This window comes from Mesorhizobium sp. STM 4661 (genome assembly GCF_000359125.1).
GTDB lineage: Bacteria > Pseudomonadota > Alphaproteobacteria > Rhizobiales > Rhizobiaceae > Mesorhizobium.
Genome location: NZ_CAAF010000019.1, coordinates 17,505 through 34,221, shown reverse-complemented (window position 1 = coordinate 34,221; position 16,717 = coordinate 17,505). Strand labels below are relative to the sequence as shown.

17 protein-coding genes are annotated in these 16,717 nt (G+C 64.0%); 5 read left to right on the top strand and 12 right to left on the bottom strand.

The genetic code is table 11. The annotated features are described in order from the left end of the window. Positions 1 to 313: 313 nt before the first annotated feature. From MESS4_RS05715 to MESS4_RS05705, 3 genes are all read right to left on the bottom strand, one after another. Entirely contained in the window at positions 314 to 1,315 is a 1,002-nt protein-coding gene (locus MESS4_RS05715) for a 4-hydroxyproline epimerase (RefSeq protein ID WP_006327593.1), read from the bottom strand. 9 nt (positions 1,316 to 1,324) lie between these two features. Continuing rightward, complete coding sequence (locus MESS4_RS05710; protein WP_006327592.1) at positions 1,325 to 2,578, bottom strand: FAD-binding oxidoreductase; 1,254 nt, start codon at positions 2,576 to 2,578, stop codon at positions 1,325 to 1,327. A 68-nt stretch (positions 2,579 to 2,646) separates the two neighbouring features. Then, entirely contained in the window at positions 2,647 to 3,540 is an 894-nt protein-coding gene (locus tag MESS4_RS05705) for a dihydrodipicolinate synthase family protein (RefSeq protein ID WP_006327591.1), read from the bottom strand. Between the two features lie 103 nt (positions 3,541 to 3,643). Between MESS4_RS05705 and MESS4_RS05700 the strand changes: the two genes are divergently transcribed. Continuing rightward, complete coding sequence (locus tag MESS4_RS05700; RefSeq protein WP_006327590.1) at positions 3,644 to 4,297, top strand: GntR family transcriptional regulator; 654 nt, start codon at positions 3,644 to 3,646, stop codon at positions 4,295 to 4,297. Position 4,298: 1 nt separating this feature from the next. On the opposite strand, the gene MESS4_RS05695 is transcribed toward MESS4_RS05700, so the two are convergent. Beyond that, complete coding sequence (locus tag MESS4_RS05695) at positions 4,299 to 4,688, bottom strand: winged helix-turn-helix transcriptional regulator (protein WP_085987808.1); 390 nt, start codon at positions 4,686 to 4,688, stop codon at positions 4,299 to 4,301. A gap of 84 nt (positions 4,689 to 4,772) precedes the next feature. On the opposite strand from MESS4_RS05695, the gene MESS4_RS05690 reads away from it, so the two are divergent. Beyond that, positions 4,773 to 5,102, top strand: a complete 330-nt coding sequence (locus MESS4_RS05690; RefSeq protein WP_006327588.1) for a nuclear transport factor 2 family protein — start codon at positions 4,773 to 4,775, stop codon at positions 5,100 to 5,102. A gap of 33 nt (positions 5,103 to 5,135) precedes the next feature. Here MESS4_RS05690 and MESS4_RS05685 read toward each other — a convergent pair whose 3' ends face one another. The 4 genes from MESS4_RS05685 to MESS4_RS05670 form a co-directional block, all read right to left on the bottom strand. Then, positions 5,136 to 5,450, bottom strand: a complete 315-nt coding sequence (locus tag MESS4_RS05685) for a hypothetical protein (protein ID WP_006327587.1) — start codon at positions 5,448 to 5,450, stop codon at positions 5,136 to 5,138. Between the two features lie 327 nt (positions 5,451 to 5,777). Then, on the bottom strand, positions 5,778 to 6,194 hold the full coding sequence (locus MESS4_RS05680; protein ID WP_006327586.1) for a type II toxin-antitoxin system VapC family toxin: 417 nt from the start codon (positions 6,192 to 6,194) through the stop codon (positions 5,778 to 5,780). Continuing rightward, positions 6,191 to 6,583 (bottom strand): hypothetical protein, encoded by a 393-nt coding sequence (locus MESS4_RS05675; RefSeq protein ID WP_006327585.1) that lies wholly within the window; start codon positions 6,581 to 6,583, stop codon positions 6,191 to 6,193. The genes MESS4_RS05680 and MESS4_RS05675 overlap by 4 nt, the downstream gene beginning before the upstream one ends. 212 nt (positions 6,584 to 6,795) lie before the next feature. After that, positions 6,796 to 8,292, bottom strand: coding sequence for a CoA-acylating methylmalonate-semialdehyde dehydrogenase (locus MESS4_RS05670; RefSeq protein WP_006327583.1), 1,497 nt, complete (start codon positions 8,290 to 8,292; stop codon positions 6,796 to 6,798). A gap of 378 nt (positions 8,293 to 8,670) precedes the next feature. Between MESS4_RS05670 and MESS4_RS05665 the strand changes: the two genes are divergently transcribed. From MESS4_RS05665 to MESS4_RS05655, 3 genes are all read left to right on the top strand, one after another. Then, positions 8,671 to 9,552, top strand: coding sequence for a LysR family transcriptional regulator (locus MESS4_RS05665; RefSeq protein ID WP_006327581.1), 882 nt, complete (start codon positions 8,671 to 8,673; stop codon positions 9,550 to 9,552). A 170-nt stretch (positions 9,553 to 9,722) separates the two neighbouring features. Then, positions 9,723 to 10,160, top strand: coding sequence for a hypothetical protein (locus tag MESS4_RS05660; protein ID WP_006327577.1), 438 nt, complete (start codon positions 9,723 to 9,725; stop codon positions 10,158 to 10,160). Further along, on the top strand, positions 10,157 to 12,310 hold the full coding sequence (locus MESS4_RS05655) for a phosphatidylserine/phosphatidylglycerophosphate/cardiolipin synthase family protein (protein ID WP_006327575.1): 2,154 nt from the start codon (positions 10,157 to 10,159) through the stop codon (positions 12,308 to 12,310). The genes MESS4_RS05660 and MESS4_RS05655 overlap by 4 nt, the downstream gene beginning before the upstream one ends. Positions 12,311 to 12,411: 101 nt before the next feature. Here the strand turns inward: MESS4_RS05655 and MESS4_RS05650 are convergent, their stop codons facing one another. From MESS4_RS05650 to MESS4_RS05635, 4 genes are all read right to left on the bottom strand, one after another. Further along, positions 12,412 to 13,668 (bottom strand): D-amino acid dehydrogenase, encoded by a 1,257-nt coding sequence (locus tag MESS4_RS05650; protein ID WP_006327572.1) that lies wholly within the window; start codon positions 13,666 to 13,668, stop codon positions 12,412 to 12,414. Between the two features lie 84 nt (positions 13,669 to 13,752). Beyond that, positions 13,753 to 14,904, bottom strand: coding sequence for an alanine racemase (alr, locus tag MESS4_RS05645; RefSeq protein ID WP_036240781.1), 1,152 nt, complete (start codon positions 14,902 to 14,904; stop codon positions 13,753 to 13,755). A gap of 86 nt (positions 14,905 to 14,990) precedes the next feature. Further along, on the bottom strand, positions 14,991 to 15,515 hold the full coding sequence (locus MESS4_RS05640; protein WP_036240771.1) for an RNA pyrophosphohydrolase: 525 nt from the start codon (positions 15,513 to 15,515) through the stop codon (positions 14,991 to 14,993). 2 nt (positions 15,516 to 15,517) lie between these two features. After that, positions 15,518 to 16,681, bottom strand: coding sequence for a divergent polysaccharide deacetylase family protein (locus MESS4_RS05635; RefSeq protein ID WP_006327569.1), 1,164 nt, complete (start codon positions 16,679 to 16,681; stop codon positions 15,518 to 15,520). Positions 16,682 to 16,717: the final 36 nt, after the last annotated feature.

Sequence of the window (16,717 nt, the reverse complement as noted above, 5' to 3'; positions counted from 1 at the left end):
TCGCCCATGCAGACGCATTCCTTTTCGTATTTCCCCTAGTCGTAAAGTTTCGAGCCCGGATTGCAACGTGATTTTTCAACCGTCATGCGTGTTTTGCCGACACGCCATCGGATTGTTCCGTTTTTTCCAATCCAGCCTCTGGACTATCGCGGACCCTATCATTGGCATAACGCAATGTCTTTGACGATTCGGCCGCATCATGCACCTGGTTTCGAAGAAATCGCCGTCAAAATAAGTTGATGAGAAGGATCGTTGCGCCGGCGAGTGCAATCCTTTTCACATCTCCTTGCTTTCCCCTGGGTCAGGATTCCCCTTATTTGACGACAAATCCGTGTGCGAACGGGTCGCGGTCGTCGATGAAGATCGTGTTCAATCCCGTCATGCGCGCCCAGCCGCCGATCGAGGGAATGATCGCCGGCTTGCCCGCCACCGCGACCTCTTTCTCGACCCTGCCCTTGAACAGCGAGCCGATGATCGATTCATGGATGAAATCGTCGCCGGCCCTGAGCTTGCCCTTGGCGTGAAGCTGCGCCATCCGCGCCGAGGTGCCGGTGCCACAAGGCGAGCGGTCGATCGCCTTGTCGCCGTAGAAGACCGCGTTGCGGGAATGCGCCTGGCTGTTGGTTGGCTTACCTGTCCACAGCATGTGCGACAGCCGGTTGATGCCGGGGTTGTCGGGATGCACGAAGGAATATTTCTCGTTGAGCCGTTGCCGCACCACCGGGCTCCAGGCGATGAAGTCGCCCGCCGAATGGTCGGCCATGTCGCGAAAATTCTTCTGTGGCTCGACGATGGCGTAGAAATTGCCGCCATAGGCGACGTCGACGCTGATCTCGCCGAGCCCGGGGCATTCGACCGTCAGCCCTTCGGCATGGAGGAAGGACGGCACATTGGTGATGCGCACTTCTTCGACATACTCGCCGACCCGCTTGTACTCGGCAATGACCAGGCCTGCCGGCGTGTCGAGCCTCAGCACGCCCGACGTTTTCGGCTTGATCAGCCCGTGCTCGACGGCAAAAGTCACCGTGCCGATGGTGCCGTGACCGCACATTGGCAGGCAGCCCGAGGTTTCGATGAACAGGATGGCGATGTCGCAATCCTCGCGCGTCGGCGGATAGAGGATCGACCCAGACATCACGTCATGGCCGCGCGGCTCGAACATCAGCCCGGTGCGGATCCAGTCATATTCGGCCAGGAAATGCGCCCGCCGCTCCATCATCGTCGAGCCATCGAGCAGCGGGCCGCCGCCTGCGACCAGCCGGACAGGATTGCCGCAGGTGTGGCCGTCGATGCAGAAGAAGGTATGGCGCGCCATGTCTGGACCCTATCGGAAACGGTTCGGAGAGAAGGACGAAAGATCAAGCGCCGGATTTTGCCCGAGAACGAGTTCGCGGATCAACCTTCCGGTAGCCGCCGCCTGGGTCAGGCCGAGATGACCGTGGCCGAAGGCATAGACGATATTGCCGGCCTGCCTGGCGCGGCCGATCACCGGCAGCGAATCCGGCAGCGACGGCCGGAACCCCATCCATTCGCGGCCGCCGGCCGGATCGAGCCCCGGCAGGAAATTTTGCGCCTTGCGCAGCAGCGCCTTCGCTCGGGCAAAGTTGGGCGGCCGCTCGATACCGCCGAGTTCGACGGCGCCGCCGACGCGCAAGCCCGCTTCGAGCGGCGTGATGACAAAGCCGTGCCCGGAAAAGATCAGCATCCGCTTCACATCGAAGGCGCTCTTCGGCAGCGTCGTGTTGTAGCCGCGCTCGGTCTCCAGTGGGATGCGGTCGCCAAGCTGCCTCGCCAGTAGATGCGACCATGCCCCGGCAGCGACGACCAGATGCCTTGCCTGCCGCGCGCTGCCGTCGGCCAGCGTCAATGTCGCGCCATCCTGGCCCGCTTCGATATGATCGATCCGCGCTCTTTCGAAACGCGCGCCTTTGGTTTCGGCATAGGCCCAGATTGCCTTGCCCAATGATTCCGGATCGGCAACCGTCTTCCAGCCCGGCACGAACGTGCCCTTGACGAAGCGCGGCGACAGGCCGGACTGCAAGGCGGCAAGGGCATCACCTTCGACATGGCTGAAGCCGATGCCGAAGCGCTGCCTGGCCATCCAGCCCGGCAGCGACGCCCTGAACTCGGCCTCGCTCTCGTAAAGTTCGAGCGAGCCGTCCTCGCGCAGCATGTCTGTCGTACCCGAACGCGCCATCAGCCCGGCCCATTCGACCTCGGTAAGCCGCATCAGCCCGGCCTGCGCCGCGAGGCTGGTCTCGTAGCGGTCGCCGCGCCCGGCGCGCCAGAAGCGGACCAGCCAGGGCATGAGCGTCGGCAAATAGGCCGGTGGGATGCTGAGCGGGCCGAGCGGGTCGGCAAGCCATTTCGGCAATTGCCTGATCATGCCCTTGTGGGCCAGCGGCAGGACATCGGAAAAGGCAAAGGCCGAGGCATTGCCGGAACTCGTTTCCTCGCAAATGCCCGTCCGATCGAAGATCGTGACGTTTCGACCCGCCTCGGCCAGATAGGCAGCCGCGCAAATGCCGATGATGCCACCGCCGATGACAGCGATGTCGAGCGTCGCTTCGTCATTCATGGCCGCGCGCCTCGCCGCATGTCGGCCTCCAACTCGCTCCACTTTGTGGCCAGCGACATTGCCCTTCCTCAGAACTGCGGCAGCTTCGGCCTCACCGCCAGCGCATCCCGGACGATCTTCTCGACCGCCTTGCGGCGCTCGCCCGATAGCGGCTGGCGCGGCATGCGCACGCGGTCGTTGGTATCGATCGCAAGAACCTCGGCAAGTTTGATGTTCTGCACCAGATAGGTTGAGACGTCGAGGTCGAGCAGCGGCCGGAACCAGCGATAGATGCTCAGCGCCTCCTCGCGGCGGCCCTGCTTCATCAGCTGGTAGATGGCGACGGTCTCGCGCGGGAAAGCGGTGACCAGCCCGGCCACCCAGCCGATTGCACCGACCGACAGCGCCTCGAACGCCAGATTGTCGACGCCGGTGAACAGGCCGTAGCGGTCGCCGAAGCGGTTGATGATCTCGGTCGAACGGCGGATGTCGTCGGAGGATTCCTTGATGGCGACGAAGCGCTTGTCCGAGGCCAGCTCCTCCATCTGGTCGACGGTGACGTCGACGCGATAGGCAAGCCGGTTGGAATAGATCATGACTGGCAGGTCGCCGGCCTCGGCGACGGCGCGCAGCGCGGCAACCGTCTCCTGCGGATTGGTATGGTAGATCGGGCTCGGCACCACCATCAGCCCGTTGGCGCCTGCCTTCGCCGCACGGCGCGCGATGCTTGCGGCCTCGCGGGTGCCGGCTTCGTTGACCGTCAGCAGGACCGGCTTCTTGCCGGCGACCTTCTGTGCGGTCTTCAGCACCTCGATCTTTTCGTCATGCGACAGCATCGGGCCTTCGCCGAGCGAGCCGCAGACGATGATGCCGTCGCAGCCGGCCTCCATCTGCAAGCTATAGCAGCGCTCCATCTCGGCATGGTCGAGGCGGTCGTCCTCGGTGAATTTGGTCGTGACGGCGGGAAAAACTCCGGTCCACATAGCGGTCGCTCCATCTGATATATCAGTGGTATATTTGCCGAGAGAGCGGCTGTCAATGTTGAATCTTTTATGATATATCAAAAATATATCAGGAGGCGGCGCATTGGTATATGAGAATTCGAGTTCCGAGCCGGCGGCGGCGAAAGCCTACCGTGTGCTCGAGCACATGATCGTAACGCTCGAGCTGGCGCCCGCAAGCTTCGTGACCGAGGGCGCGCTGATCGACAGGCTCGGGCTCGGCCGCACGCCGGTGCGCGAGGCGATCCAGCGGCTGGCCTGGGAAGGCCTGCTCGATGTACGCCCGCGGGCCGGCATCGCGATTGCCCCGCTTCATCCCGGCGACTGGCTGCGCGTCCTCGATGCTCGGCGCGGGGTCGAGGTGGTGCTTGCCCGCTCGGCCGCTCGCTTCGTTACCCGCGAGGCCGCCGACTTGTTTCACGACGCCGCGCTGGCCATGCAGAGGGCGGTGATATCGGGCAATGTGCTGGCCTTCATCCAGGCCGACAAGGCGCTCGACGAAGCACTTGCGCTGGCCGCAGATAACCCCTTCGCCGCCCGGCTGGCGGCGCCCTTGCAGACCCACAGCCGCCGTTTCTGGTTCCGCTACAAGGCCGACACCGGGCTGGCCGAATCGGCCGAGCACCATGTCGCGCTGATCCGCTCGATCCTCGCCGGCGACGAGGAGACCGCCGCCAAGGACGCCAAGCGGCTGATGGCGCTGCTGCGCGGCCACGCCGAGGCCGCCGCCACTAGGTAATTTACGGCCCGAGCGAGCCTTCGGCTGGCTCCTTCCGCGCCGCCCATTTCAGCAAGGCGTCGAGCGCCGGGCACAACGCCTGGCCCCAGTCGGTCAGACAGTACTCGACCTTCGGCGGTACCTGGTGGTGCACGATGCGGCGCACGATCCCGTCGGCCTCCATCTGCCTGAGCTGCTGGATCAGCATCTTCTGCGAGATCGCCGGGATCGCCCGTTCGAGATCGGAAAAGCGCAGCACCTTGCCGCCAAACAGATGGAACAGGATCACCAGCTTCCAACGGCCTTCGAGGATGCGAAGCACATTTTCCACGCCGCTCGCCGCGGACAATGGCGTCAACGGTTCACCCTTACTTTCAGGTAAGTACCTAACTTTTTCGTATGTTCTTGTCATTTTATCAGCATACCTCATTTTAGAGGCCGGACAAGCGCCGCGGACCTCAAGCCGACGGCAGGAACAGGAACCGGAGACGAAACCATGACCGTAAAACTCCCTCAGCCGCTGGCGGATTATTTTGCAGCCAAGAACCGCCACGACGTTGACGGAATGCTTATCCCCTTCTCATCGGACGCCACGGTTCGGGATGAAGGCGAAACCCATCAGGGTTCGGCCACCATCCGCGGTTGGATGGAAGCAACGACAACCAAATACCGGGTAACAGTCGAAGTCGCCGACGCGACGGTCAATGGCGATGCGTGGCGGATCGCCGGCATCGTCTCGGGAAATTTCCCGGGCAGCCCGGCAACGCTCCACTACCACTTCACGCTGGCCAATGACCGGATCACGCGGCTGGAGATCGGCGCATGACCATCCGCCACATTCGCTCACGCGTTCAGACCGTCATGCGTCATGACCGACTGGGGCCACCACGCTTTGCCAACTGTCGCCGGCAGCGACGATGCAGCTCCTGCCGGCGACATCGGTGACGGCGATGGTCCAGCTTCCCGTCTCTGCGACAAAGATTTCCATGATCGCCACCTGGCCGATCAGCCCGAAAGCAAACTGTCTTTCTTGGTACTTCTCGCTCAAATGGGCGACAAGGTCGCCATGCTCGACGCAGAATTGATATTGGGCGCTTGCGGCATTCGTACCCACCGCCAATGCGCCGGCAAGAGCCAGGGTTTTCACCCATCCTAACAGCGATTTGCGTGCCATAGGGCACCTCCTTTGCCATCACGTTCCGGCAAGGGAGGCGCCAAAGAGATAGGTACTTGACGGCCTCATTTTGCCGGAGCGATCCAGGCCGGTTCCGACGTCATCATCGCGTCGTTCCTTTCCGTATTCCGGTCTGCCATCAGTGGGAGCGATTCCAGATGTTCCCACTATGTTCCATATATGGTATCGGCAACAAAAAAGCGCAAGCGGGCGCCCAAGCGCCCAAGCGGGTGCCAGCAACTTCGTTTCGGAATTGTCATCGAAAGAATGAGACCACAGCCCGCGCGGCCATGCCGAGGGCGCTGCCACGCGATAGCTGGTGAACATTCAGCAGCCAAGAGCGGCAACGTGGCCTAGCTCCGCGTAGTCGAGAATAGGCTTGTCACGTGTAACAATCGTCAAGCCGAACTGGCGAGCTGTCGCCACGACAATCCGGTCGGCGGGATCGCCGGGAGGGTCGGCGGGAAGGAAGGAGGACTCGATCAGGATCCCGTGATGCAAGCTCGCCAATGTAATTGCGGGATGATCCACGACTTTGGAGAACCACAGCGCCGGCGGCATGGTAAGAGCGATCTTTCTCTTGCGGACCAGCATTCCGATTTCCCAGCCGGAAAACGGCGAAACATGGAGCTGGCCTGCCGTGGCGGCTTCCGAAATGGCCGTCCGCGAGCCCTCGGTGAGCGGCGACCTGTTGAACAACCAGATCACCGCACACGTATCGAGTAGCAATGGTATGGAGTTCATGCGTCACCGGCTTCGGCGTCCCACATTTCGTCAACCGGAGATGTCAGGGCATTTTCGTCATGAACAGTCACAGTACCTGCCAGCGCGCCCCATGGATCAAGGGAGAGCGGGGCCGTTGGCGGAGTTGCCAGCACTATCTGCGTCGACTCGGAAACGCGCGTGAACGTCACGCTGCGACGGGTCAGGTTCAGGTTTTCCGTCTTCCATCCGGCGTCGAGCCATGACTTGCCTTGGCTATGACTGAGGTCGTTCGCCCACCAAGCCTGATAGTCGTAGGCGCTTCGGGGAAGTGACGCGCCCAAAATTTCTTCAATCTTCTCAAAATCCAGACTTAACTCGTCCAGAGCCTGCCTCTGCAGAAAATCAGAGATCGGAGCATACTTTGTCATGACGGGCATCCTTTTTTGAATTTAGGATACCCTTAGTGTATCATATTCAACCGATGGGACAAGCGATATCCGAACGCAACGAAAGAAGCGCGCGGCAAACGCCACGCCCTTCCTACTGTTCAATAGCACCATCCTTCACGCCTGCCCGTGCGCCCGCTATCGCCTCGTGGCGAGGACGCAAATTGGATTCCGTCCGGCTAGCTCGTCCCGCCTCAGTTCATCGTCGGGATGACGAACTCGGCACCGTCCTTGACGCCGGACGGCCAGCGCGAGGTCACCGTCTTGGTCTTGGTGTAGAAGCGGAACGCGTCCGGACCATGCTGATTGAGGTCGCCGAAGGAAGACCCCTTCCAGCCGCCGAACGTGTAATAGGCGATCGGCACCGGGATCGGCACGTTGACGCCGACCATGCCGACCTGGACCCGCGAGGCGAAGTCGCGCGCCGCGTCACCATCGCGGGTGAAGATGGCGACACCATTGCCCATCTCGTGGTCGTTGGCGAGCTTGATCGCGTTCTCATAGGTCGGCGCGCGCACCACCGAGAGCACCGGCCCGAAGATCTCTTCCTTGTAGATGCGCATGTCGGCGGTGACGTTGTCGAACAGGCAGCCGCCCATGTAATAGCCCTTCTCGTAGCCCTGCATCGAGAAGCCGCGACCGTCGACCACCAGCTTGGCGCCTTCCTTGACGCCGGTGTCGACATAGCCCTTGACCCGCTCCAGCGCCTGCGCCGCCACCAGCGGACCGAAATCGGCGGACGAATCCGTCGAAGGACCGACCTTCAGGCTTTCGACGCGGGGGATCAGCTTTTCCATCAGCCGGTTGGCGGTGTCGTTGCCGACCGGGACGGCCACCGAGATCGCCATGCAGCGCTCGCCCGCCGAACCGTAGCCGGCACCGATCAGCGCGTCGACGGTCTGGTCCATGTCGGCGTCGGGCATGATGATCATGTGGTTCTTGGCGCCGCCGAAGCACTGCACGCGCTTGCCCGAGGCTGTGCCGCGCGAATAGATGTAGTGGGCGATAGGCGTCGAGCCGACGAAGCCGATGGCCTTGATATCGGGATCGTCGAGAATGGCATCAACTGACTCCTTGTCGCCGTTGACGACGTTGAGAATGCCGGCGGGCAGGCCGGCCTCGATGAACAGTTCGGCGATGCGCATCGGCACGCCGGGATCACGCTCGGAAGGCTTCAGGATGAAGGCGTTGCCGCAGGCGATCGCCGGCGCGATCTTCCACAGCGGGATCATCGCCGGGAAATTGAACGGCGTGATGCCGGCAACGACGCCGAGCGGCTGGCGCATCGAGTAGACGTCGATGCCGGGGCCGGCGCCGTCGGTGAATTCGCCCTTCATCATGTGCGGCGCGCCGATGCAGACCTCGACCACTTCGAGACCGCGCTGGATGTCGCCCTTGGCGTCGGCGATGGTCTTGCCGTGCTCGCGCGCCAGTATGTCGGCCAGTTCGTCATAGTCCCTGGCGACCAGTTCGAGGAACTTCATCAGCACGCGCACGCGCCGCTGCGGGTTGGTCGCCGCCCAGCCGGGCTGCGCCGCCTTGGCGTTTTCCACCGCCGCGCGCAGCTCCGCCCGCGAAGCCAGCGCCACCGTGCCGCGCACCGTGCCGTCCATCGGCTGCATGACATCCTGCTTGCGGCCGCTGGTCCCGGCGACACGCTTGCCGCCAATGAAATGACCGTACTCGATCATGGTTTCTCTCCCTGGATTTGTGATGAGGCATTGTCCGCCTTTGCGTGGCTGATGGCAACGCGAGCCAGAACGCAACCGTTGTGCGGAAAATAGATAACGATTGACGGAGGAGCATCAATTCTCGCAAATGGGAGGTCCGCTTGTCGTCACAGGAACTCTCAAGGTTGAGCTTCGTCACACCCCCCTCTGTCCTGCCGGACATCTCCCCCGCAAGGGGGGAGATCGGCAGCTTCGCTGATGGCGCCTTCTCTGCAGCGTTGGCGATTGGCGAAAACGGCGGCGACATCCGATCTCCCCCCTTGCGGGGGAGATGTCCGGCAGGACAGAGGGGGGTGGGCGGGAACGCGGCGCTCTACTCTAGAATTGCGGACATCAGCCATGAACTGGGATGACGTCCGCATCTTTCTCGCCGTGGCGCGCGCCGGCCAGATCCTTGGCGCGGCGAGGCGGCTGGAGCTCAACCACGCCACCGTCTCGCGCCGCATCGCCGCGCTCGAGGATGCGCTCCGGACGAAACTCTTTCGCCGGCTCACCACCGGCAGCGAGCTGACGCCGGCCGGCGAACGCTTCCTCGATATCGCCGAGCGCATGGAGGGCGACATGATTGCCGCGCGCTCCACGGTTGCCGGCGAAGGCGACGACGTCTCGGGCACCGTGCGCATCGGCGCGCCGGACGGTTTCGGCGTCGCTTTCCTGGCCGGGCGTCTCGGCGCGCTGACGGCCCTGCACCGCGAGCTCACCATCCAGCTGGTGCCGGTGCCACGCTCCTTCTCGCTGTCCAGGCGCGAAGCCGACATCGCCATCACCGTCGAGCGGCCGACGGAAGGCAGGCTGGTGGCCGGAAAGCTGGTCGACTATACGCTCGGCCTGTTCGCGTCGCGGGCCTATGCCGAGGCGCATGGCCTGCCCCAGACGCCCGCCGAGCTCGGCCGACACAGCCTGATCGGCTATGTGCCGGACCTCATCGTCAGCCCCTCGCTCGACTATGCCGCCGAGTTCAGCGCCGACTGGCGCACCAGCTTCGCCATTTCCTCCGCGCTCGGCCAGGCCGAAGCGGTGCGTTCGGGCGCCGGCATCGGCATCCTCCACACTTTCGTCGCCCGTTCGATGCCGGAACTGGTGCCAGTCGACATCGTCGCGCCCATCCGCCGTGCCTACTGGCTGGTCTATCACGAATCGGTGAGGCCGCTGCGCCGCGTGCAGATCGTCGCGGGCTTCATCAACAAGGCGGTGGAAAAGGAACGGGGATTGTTCGCGTGAGGCATGTCGCCCAAAAGTGGGAACCGGTTTTGGGACAACGACATGCATCAAAGGCAACCGTGCCTTTTCCTCGCCATAAAGTCGGCGAGTGTGGCGATGCGCTGTTGCCGACGCCTTGTTGTGCCGCCGCGCCGGACAGGGCATTTTTCGGAAAGCTGGCGCGGGTAGACATGCGAGCCGTTCTTGCAATCCTCCTGCTGGCGCTTTCCGCCTGCGCCAACCCATGGACGAAGGTGCCGGAAACGGAACTGCCCAAACCGGTCCGTTATGCGATGGCGCGTCCCTCGCCTTTCGTCTTCGGCAATTATTGCGGGCCCGGCACCCGCACCGGCGACCTCTCGGCCCGGCCTGTCGACCGCCTCGACACCGCCTGCCAGGCCCATGATGCCTGCTACATCGCCCGCCGCAACCATTGCGACTGCGACGGCGCGCTGGTCGCCTCGGCGAAAGCGATCCGCGACGAAAAGACGGCGCCACGAAAGATGCGCAGGCAGGCAGAGCTTTTGATCGCCACCTTCGCGCTTCCCGTCTGCAAGGTCTTCCCGCAAGGGTTCATGCCGCCGCGCGATCCCGCCCAGCTGAAGGCGATGAACGGAGCGACCGGGTGAGCCGGCGACGTGCCGGATCAATAGCGCTGCTCGGACTGGCGCTCGCCATCCTTGCTGGCTGCGCGGGGCGCCCCGTTGGCAGCTGCGATGTCCTTCCCGGCGAAAGCGCCTGCGCTCGCCCCTCGCTGTCGGCCACGACATCGGGTGCAAAGGTCGCGGCGGCGCAGTTTTTCGGCGATGCGGGTGGCGACTACGAGAAGCGTTTCCTGGCGCTGCTCGCCCACCACCAGCTCGGCGCCATGGACCGGGCGAACGGCACCGGCCCTTTCGGGCATGACCGTCACGACATCGCCAACAGCGACTTCCAGGCGACCTACCGGACGCTGGAACGATTGGCCAAACCGGTCGCCGCGGGACAGGTGGCGCCGTCGAATGGGAAAAAAAGCGAAGGCCATTTCGACGGACGCTGGCGGGTGTCGCGGCAGACGCTTTATATAGACGCAGCGGCGCGGCCGTCCGGGTCGAAGACATTCAGCTTTTCCGGCCTGCAGGCGCGTTCGGTCGAGATCGTGCTGCGCCAGGCGGGCAGAGAACCGGTCGACATCCGCGGCGCCTGCGACGGCACGCTGGCGATCCGGCAGGCCGGCAGCGTACGCAGCTTTCCGGCAGGCACGGCGTTTCGCATCCGCCTGGCGAGCAACGACACCAGCCTGTTTCCAAGCGAGGCCCTGAACCGCTGCGATCTCGATATCAGCTCGAGCCTTGCCCCGGCTGGCGCGCCGCTCACCATCCTGCGCGAAGAGGTCGCCGATCCGGCGCTCACCGCCCTGGACAGCCGCTATGAGCGCTGTCCTGTTCCCGATCCGGCCGGCCTCGATGCGCTCGAACGCGCCTTCTACGCCAGCCGCTGGCTGTCGCAGACCTGTACGCTGACGCTCGGGCAGCCGCGCCTGCTGCGCAAGTCGCGCGACGGCTTCAATGCCAAGGTCGAAGCGATGATGGGCGCCCCGCTGCCCGACAGCGCGTTCGACAAGGGCGATCCCGAACTGCCGCTCGATTTCTCCCGAGCGCCAAAACTCAAGCTGATCTACCTGTCGTCGCTGGAGTTCAAGGCGGACTTTTCCGGCCGCATCATCGAGCGGCTGATCCGCCACCATGCCGCGCTGGGCACCAAGGTGCGCATCATGGTGACCGATGTGCTGGAGCGCGCCAAGGACGACGCCATGCTGCACCGGCTGGCCGCCGAGTTTCCCAATGTCGAATTGCAGGAATACCGCTGGCGAGCCGACCATGGCGCGCCGATCGACGAACAGCTGTCACAGCTGCACAAGACCCACCACGTCAAGATGCTGGCCACGCTGGCCGAGGATCCCGGCCGCTCGCGCGTCATCATCGGCGGCCGCAACATCCATGACGGCTTCCTGTTCCACAAGCCGGTCGACCTGTCGCGCTATCCCGATCTCCAGCAGTACGGCAGGACCGACGGGCTGTCGCTGAACTACTATTCGAACTGGAGCGACTTCGACATCGAGATATCGGACCGGCCCACCGTCGAGACGCTCGCCGCGCATCTTTCGACGCTGTGGCTGCGCGACGCCGATACCAACATTTCGCGGCCCTTCTCCATCCCGGTCCGTTCGGATGGCCGGCGTCCGCCTGGCACGGCGCGGCATTTCATCTCCGTGCCCTATGCCGACGGCGACGCGCTGGAGAGCTATTTTGTCGAACTGATCGACACGGCCCAAAACCATATCGAGATCGTCAATCCCTATCTCAATCTGACGCCGAACCTAGCCCAGGCCTTCGACCGGGCGCTGGCGCGCGGCGTCAAGATCGACATTATCGGCCGCATCGACCTCAAGGGCGACATTGGCGGCAAATTCCTCACCGCGCTCAACAAGCTGTTCGTCGAGAAATATGGCGACCGCATCGACATCCGCGAATTCAAGGCGCCGGATGTCGTGCTGCATTCCAAGATCATGATGATCGATCAAAGGCTGGTGACGATCTCGTCGGTCAACCTCGACAACCGCAGCTTCTTCCACGACTCGGAGAACGGCATGATGGTGCTCGACCCCGCCTTCTACGCCAGGATGAAGCCGATCTATTACGACTACGTCGCCCATTCGAACCCGGTCGCCACCAATGTAACGGTACCGTGGGCCTACCGGCTGCTGTTCTCGGAGGGCTGGGTGAAGGAAGCGTTTTGAACATCAGCGGCGCAGAGGAAACGCCGTTCTGCAGCGATCCTTCACACCCCCCTCTGTCCTGCCGGACCGGCAGGACAGAGGGGGGTGCTGTCCCTCCAGCTCTACTTCAGATACCGTTCCGGCCCCAGATCGCGCACGTTGATGTCGGGCACGCGGCTGGAGATGATGTCGGCCAGCACTTTGGCCGAACCACAGGCCATGGTCCAGCCGAGCGTGCCGTGGCCGGTGTTGAGATAGAGATTGGAGAATTCGGTGCGGCCGATCAGCGGCGGCCCGTCGGGTGTCATCGGCCGCAGCCCGCACCAGAAACTTGCCGCGCGCATGTCGCCGCTGCCTGGAAAAAGATCGCCGACCGAGTGTTCGAGCGTGCGGCGCCGCGATTCATGCAGCCCGAGGTCGAAGCCGGAAATCTCCGCCGTGCCGCCGACCCGGATACGGTCGCCGAGCCTGGTGATCGCCACCTTGTAGGTTTCGTCCATCACCGTCGACACCGGTGCGGCGGCGGCATCCTTGATCGGCACGGTGATCGAATAACCTTTGACCGGATAGACCGGGATCGGCCGTTTCAGCTGGCGCATGAACCTAGCCGAATAGCTGCCCATCGCCATCACATAGGCATCGGCGGCTCTCCAGCCCTTGCTTGTGTTGATGTTGGCGATGCGGTTGCGGTTCCTGATGATGCGCCTGATTGACACATCGTATTCGAAGGTAACGCCGCGCGCCACGCAGAGCTCGGCCAGGCGGTCGGTGAACATCTTGCAGTCGCCGGTCTCGTCGCCCGGCAGCCGCAGGCCGCCGACAAATTTTTCGCGCACCCCGGCCAGCCCCGGCTCGGCCGCGATACAGCCGTCTGGATCGAGGATCTCGTAGGGAACGCCATAGCTCTTCAGGACCCCGACATCGCCTGATGTGCCGTCGAGCTGCTGTTGCGTGCGGAACAGTTGCAGCGTTCCCTTGGCGCGCTCGTCATAGGCGATACCGGTCGCCTCGCGCAGCGCCTTCAGCGTATCGCGGCTGTACTCCGCCAGCGGCACCATGCGCGCCTTGTTCACCGCATAGCGCTCGGTGGTGCAGTTGCGCAGCATCTTGACCAGCCATATCCACATATACGGGTCGAGCGTCGGCCGCACCACCAGTGGGCCATGTTTCATCAAGAGCCACTTGACCGCCTTCAGCGGAACGCCGGGCCCGGCCCATGGCGAGGCGTAGCCCGGCGAGATCTCGCCGGCATTGGCGAAGCTGGTTTCGAGCGCCGGACCTTTCTGGCGGTCGATCACCGTCACCTGATGGCCGGCCTCGGCCAGAAAATAGGCAGTTGTGACCCCGATCACGCCACCGCCCAGCACGAGGATCTTCATCGCATAACTCTCCGCAACGATTTTTTGTCAGGGCCGGGCCATCATTGCCTGTCTGCCGGATTTCGCGGCGCCCGCCAAGTGCCGCTATCGATTCACGTAGCGCCGGTGGAAGCGATGGCCGAGGCTGGTCAGGATTTCATAGCCGATCGTGCCGGCATGGCCGGCCGCCTGGTCCACAGTCTGCGATGGCCCGATCAGTTGGACGAGGTCGCCGGCCTTCAGCCTGCCGGGCGGCAGCGCGGAAATGTCGAGGATGATCGAATCCATCGAGACCCGGCCCAGGAAAGGCAGGCGCACGCCATCGAGGAACGCCGCCGCCGCGGCGCGCCGATGCCAGCCATCGCCATAGCCGAGCGAGATCGTCGCGGCGGCCATCGGTTCGGTGACGTGAAATGCGTGGCCGTAGCCGACGCCGGTTCCGCTATGGAGATTTCGCGTCTGGATGATCCTTGCTTCAAGCCGCACCACCGGCAGCATCGGGTTCGGCTCGGCCGGTGTCGGATTGATGCCGTAGAGTGCCGCACCCGGACGGGCGAGGTCATAGTGAAAGCGCGGTCCAAGAAAGATCCCGGATGAGTTGGCGAGCGAAGCCGGCGCCTTCGGCAGCATTTTGCGCAGCCGCTCGAATTCCAGCCGCTGCTGCTCATTGGCCGGATACGCGGGCTCATCGGCGCAAGCCAGATGGCTCATCACCAAGGTCACGTCGATACCGTCGAAAGCCTGCAAATCCCCGGCGACGGCCTCCACTTCCGCCGCCGCCATGCCGAGCCGCGACATGCCGCTGTCGACCTGGATCGCCGCGGGCAATTTCCGGCCGGCACGGCGGGCCGCCGCGTGCCAGGCCGCCAGTTGCTCCACACTGTTGATGACGGCGGTGAGCCCGGCCGCCTCCGCTTCCCCTTCCGCGCCGGGCGCGATGCCGTTCAACACATAGATCGCGGGACGCCAACCGAGCGCCTTGCGCAGCAGGGCGCCTTCGGACAGCAGCGCGACAAAGAATATGTCGCAGCCTTCCTTGGCCAGCGCCGCTGCCACTTGCCCGGCGCCGAGGCCGTAGCCATCGGCCTTGACGACCCCTGCGCAGCGAGCGCCACCCAGCCGCGCCTTCAGCCGCCGGTAGTTCTCGCGGATGGCACCAAGGTCGATGGTCAGGATCGCGCCGGCCGCCGACTCGCCGACCGTGGCGCTTTCGGCAGCGGCCCCTTCCGGAACGGATTTCTTGAGGACGTCGTTCATGCCGACCTTGCTCGCAGCGGATTGGCCATCAATAAGGCCATGATAGCGATGCAGCAACCATGGCCGGCACGGCAGATAGCAGGCAGCTAGGCTACCAAATGCCGGAACGCCGCCACCACGTCCTCGTAGACCTTGCGCTTGAACGGTACGATCAGGTCGGGCAACTCCTGCATCGGCCGCCACGCCCATTTGTCGAACTCGGCGGTGTGGCCACCCGGCGGCGGATTGATCTGGATTTCGTTTGCGTCGCCGTGAAACCGGAAGGCAAACCATTTTTGCGTCTGGCCGCGATATCGGCCCTTGAAGGCAACGCCGACCAGATGCGCCGGCAGGTCGTAATTGATCCAGTGCGGCGCCTCTGCCAGCAGCGAGACCGAGCGCATGCCGGTTTCTTCATACAGTTCCCGCTCCGCCGCCTGCAGCGGCTCCTCACCCTTGTCGATGCCGCCCTGCGGCATCTGCCAGAGCAGCTTTGTACCGGCGAATTCGCTGTCCGGTTCGGCAATGCGATGGCCAACCCAGACCAGACCCTCGGAATTTAGGATCATCAGCCCGACGCAGGGGCGATAAGGCAGCGTCTCGGGATCGATCTTTTCTTTTGCCTTCGCCATGCTCAACCTTTTTGCGGATCTATCGCCACTGCCGAAATCGGTACGATCTCGATGCCGCGCTTCTTGGCCTCGATCACCCAGGACGCCACCGTGTCGACGGTCAGGTCGAAGGCCGAGCCGATGCCGACGGCGGAGCCCTTCGCGCGGGCGGTCGCTTCGAGCTGGTCCAGCTTCTTGAGGATGGCGCCACGGTCCTGCACGGCATCGATCGCCGTATCGCCGGCCACGAACGGCACGCCGTCCTTCAGCGCCAGTTCGGAGGCGAGGCTGCGTGCCGACGAGCCGTCGTCGACATAGGCCAGGCCGCGCTTGCCGAGCTCGGCCATGAACGGACCCATCGCCGTCGCATCGGCCGAAAAGCGCGCCCCCATATAGTTCATGACGCCGGTATAGTTGGTCGTCCGCGACAGCGCCCAGCGCAGGCTCTTCAAATTCTCGTCCGGGCTCGCGGCGATCGTCAGCGTGTTGCGGCCTGGATTGACATTCGGATAGTCGAACGGTTCGAGCGGCACCTGCATGACGATCTCATGGCCGCTCTGCCGCGCCGCCTGCATCCAGCGGCCAATGCTGTTGCCTTGCGGCGCGAACGCCAGCGTCACCTCCGCCGGCAGCTTGGCGATGGCCGCCTGCGTACCGGTCTGCGACACGGCGAGCCCACCGATGACGATCGCAACGCGCGCGCCGCGCGCCCCGGACCACGGCCGCGCATAGACGTCGAACGGCCGCCTGCCATCGACGGCGCGGACCGGCAACGGGCCGGTGTCGCTGGCTTCGATCAGCGCTCTGTCGGGTAGATGCGCGATTTTCAGGTTCTGGCCGATGGCCGAGGGGTCGCGAATGACAATGGCTGCCTTGGGCGGGCCGTCGCCCTCTTCGGTCTCGACAAGGATGATCCGCGGGCCGCCGGTCTTGGGCGCTGCTTCCGCTTTCGGCGCCGGCGCCGGCTCAGTGACCGGCGCGGCGGCCGTCACCTTCGGCGTTGAAACGGCTGTTACCTCCGGCTTTCGAAACGGCTTTTCGCGCAACGCGATCGCGCCGGAGACGCTAATCACGGCCAGCACGACAAGCGCGGCCACGACCGCGCCGGTGCTGATCCTGTTGGCCGCGCGCGGCGGCCGGACAGCCTGTCCGAGCGGGCGTTCGATATCCTTGCCGATGTCAGCCAAGCCGCATCCCCGGGCGCATGATCCGAAAAGTGAAAA

Excerpts from the sequence above, each read along its gene's own strand:
- MESS4_RS05715 (WP_006327593.1), bottom strand. The coding sequence starts at position 1,315 with ATGGCGCGCCATACCTTCTTCTGCATCGACGGCCACACCTGCGGCAAT.
- MESS4_RS05710 (WP_006327592.1), bottom strand. The coding sequence starts at position 2,578 with ATGAATGACGAAGCGACGCTCGACATCGCTGTCATCGGCGGTGGCATC.
- MESS4_RS05705 (WP_006327591.1), bottom strand. The coding sequence starts at position 3,540 with ATGTGGACCGGAGTTTTTCCCGCCGTCACGACCAAATTCACCGAGGAC.
- MESS4_RS05695 (WP_085987808.1), bottom strand. The coding sequence starts at position 4,688 with ATGACAAGAACATACGAAAAAGTTAGGTACTTACCTGAAAGTAAGGGT.
- MESS4_RS05690 (WP_006327588.1), top strand. The coding sequence starts at position 4,773 with ATGACCGTAAAACTCCCTCAGCCGCTGGCGGATTATTTTGCAGCCAAG.
- MESS4_RS05685 (WP_006327587.1), bottom strand. The coding sequence starts at position 5,450 with ATGGCACGCAAATCGCTGTTAGGATGGGTGAAAACCCTGGCTCTTGCC.
- MESS4_RS05680 (WP_006327586.1), bottom strand. The coding sequence starts at position 6,194 with ATGAACTCCATACCATTGCTACTCGATACGTGTGCGGTGATCTGGTTG.
- MESS4_RS05675 (WP_006327585.1), bottom strand. The coding sequence starts at position 6,583 with ATGACAAAGTATGCTCCGATCTCTGATTTTCTGCAGAGGCAGGCTCTG.
- MESS4_RS05670 (WP_006327583.1), bottom strand. The coding sequence starts at position 8,292 with ATGATCGAGTACGGTCATTTCATTGGCGGCAAGCGTGTCGCCGGGACC.
- MESS4_RS05665 (WP_006327581.1), top strand. The coding sequence starts at position 8,671 with ATGAACTGGGATGACGTCCGCATCTTTCTCGCCGTGGCGCGCGCCGGC.
- MESS4_RS05660 (WP_006327577.1), top strand. The coding sequence starts at position 9,723 with ATGCGAGCCGTTCTTGCAATCCTCCTGCTGGCGCTTTCCGCCTGCGCC.
- MESS4_RS05650 (WP_006327572.1), bottom strand. The coding sequence starts at position 13,668 with ATGAAGATCCTCGTGCTGGGCGGTGGCGTGATCGGGGTCACAACTGCC.
- alr (WP_036240781.1), bottom strand. The coding sequence starts at position 14,904 with ATGAACGACGTCCTCAAGAAATCCGTTCCGGAAGGGGCCGCTGCCGAA.
- MESS4_RS05640 (WP_036240771.1), bottom strand. The coding sequence starts at position 15,515 with ATGGCGAAGGCAAAAGAAAAGATCGATCCCGAGACGCTGCCTTATCGC.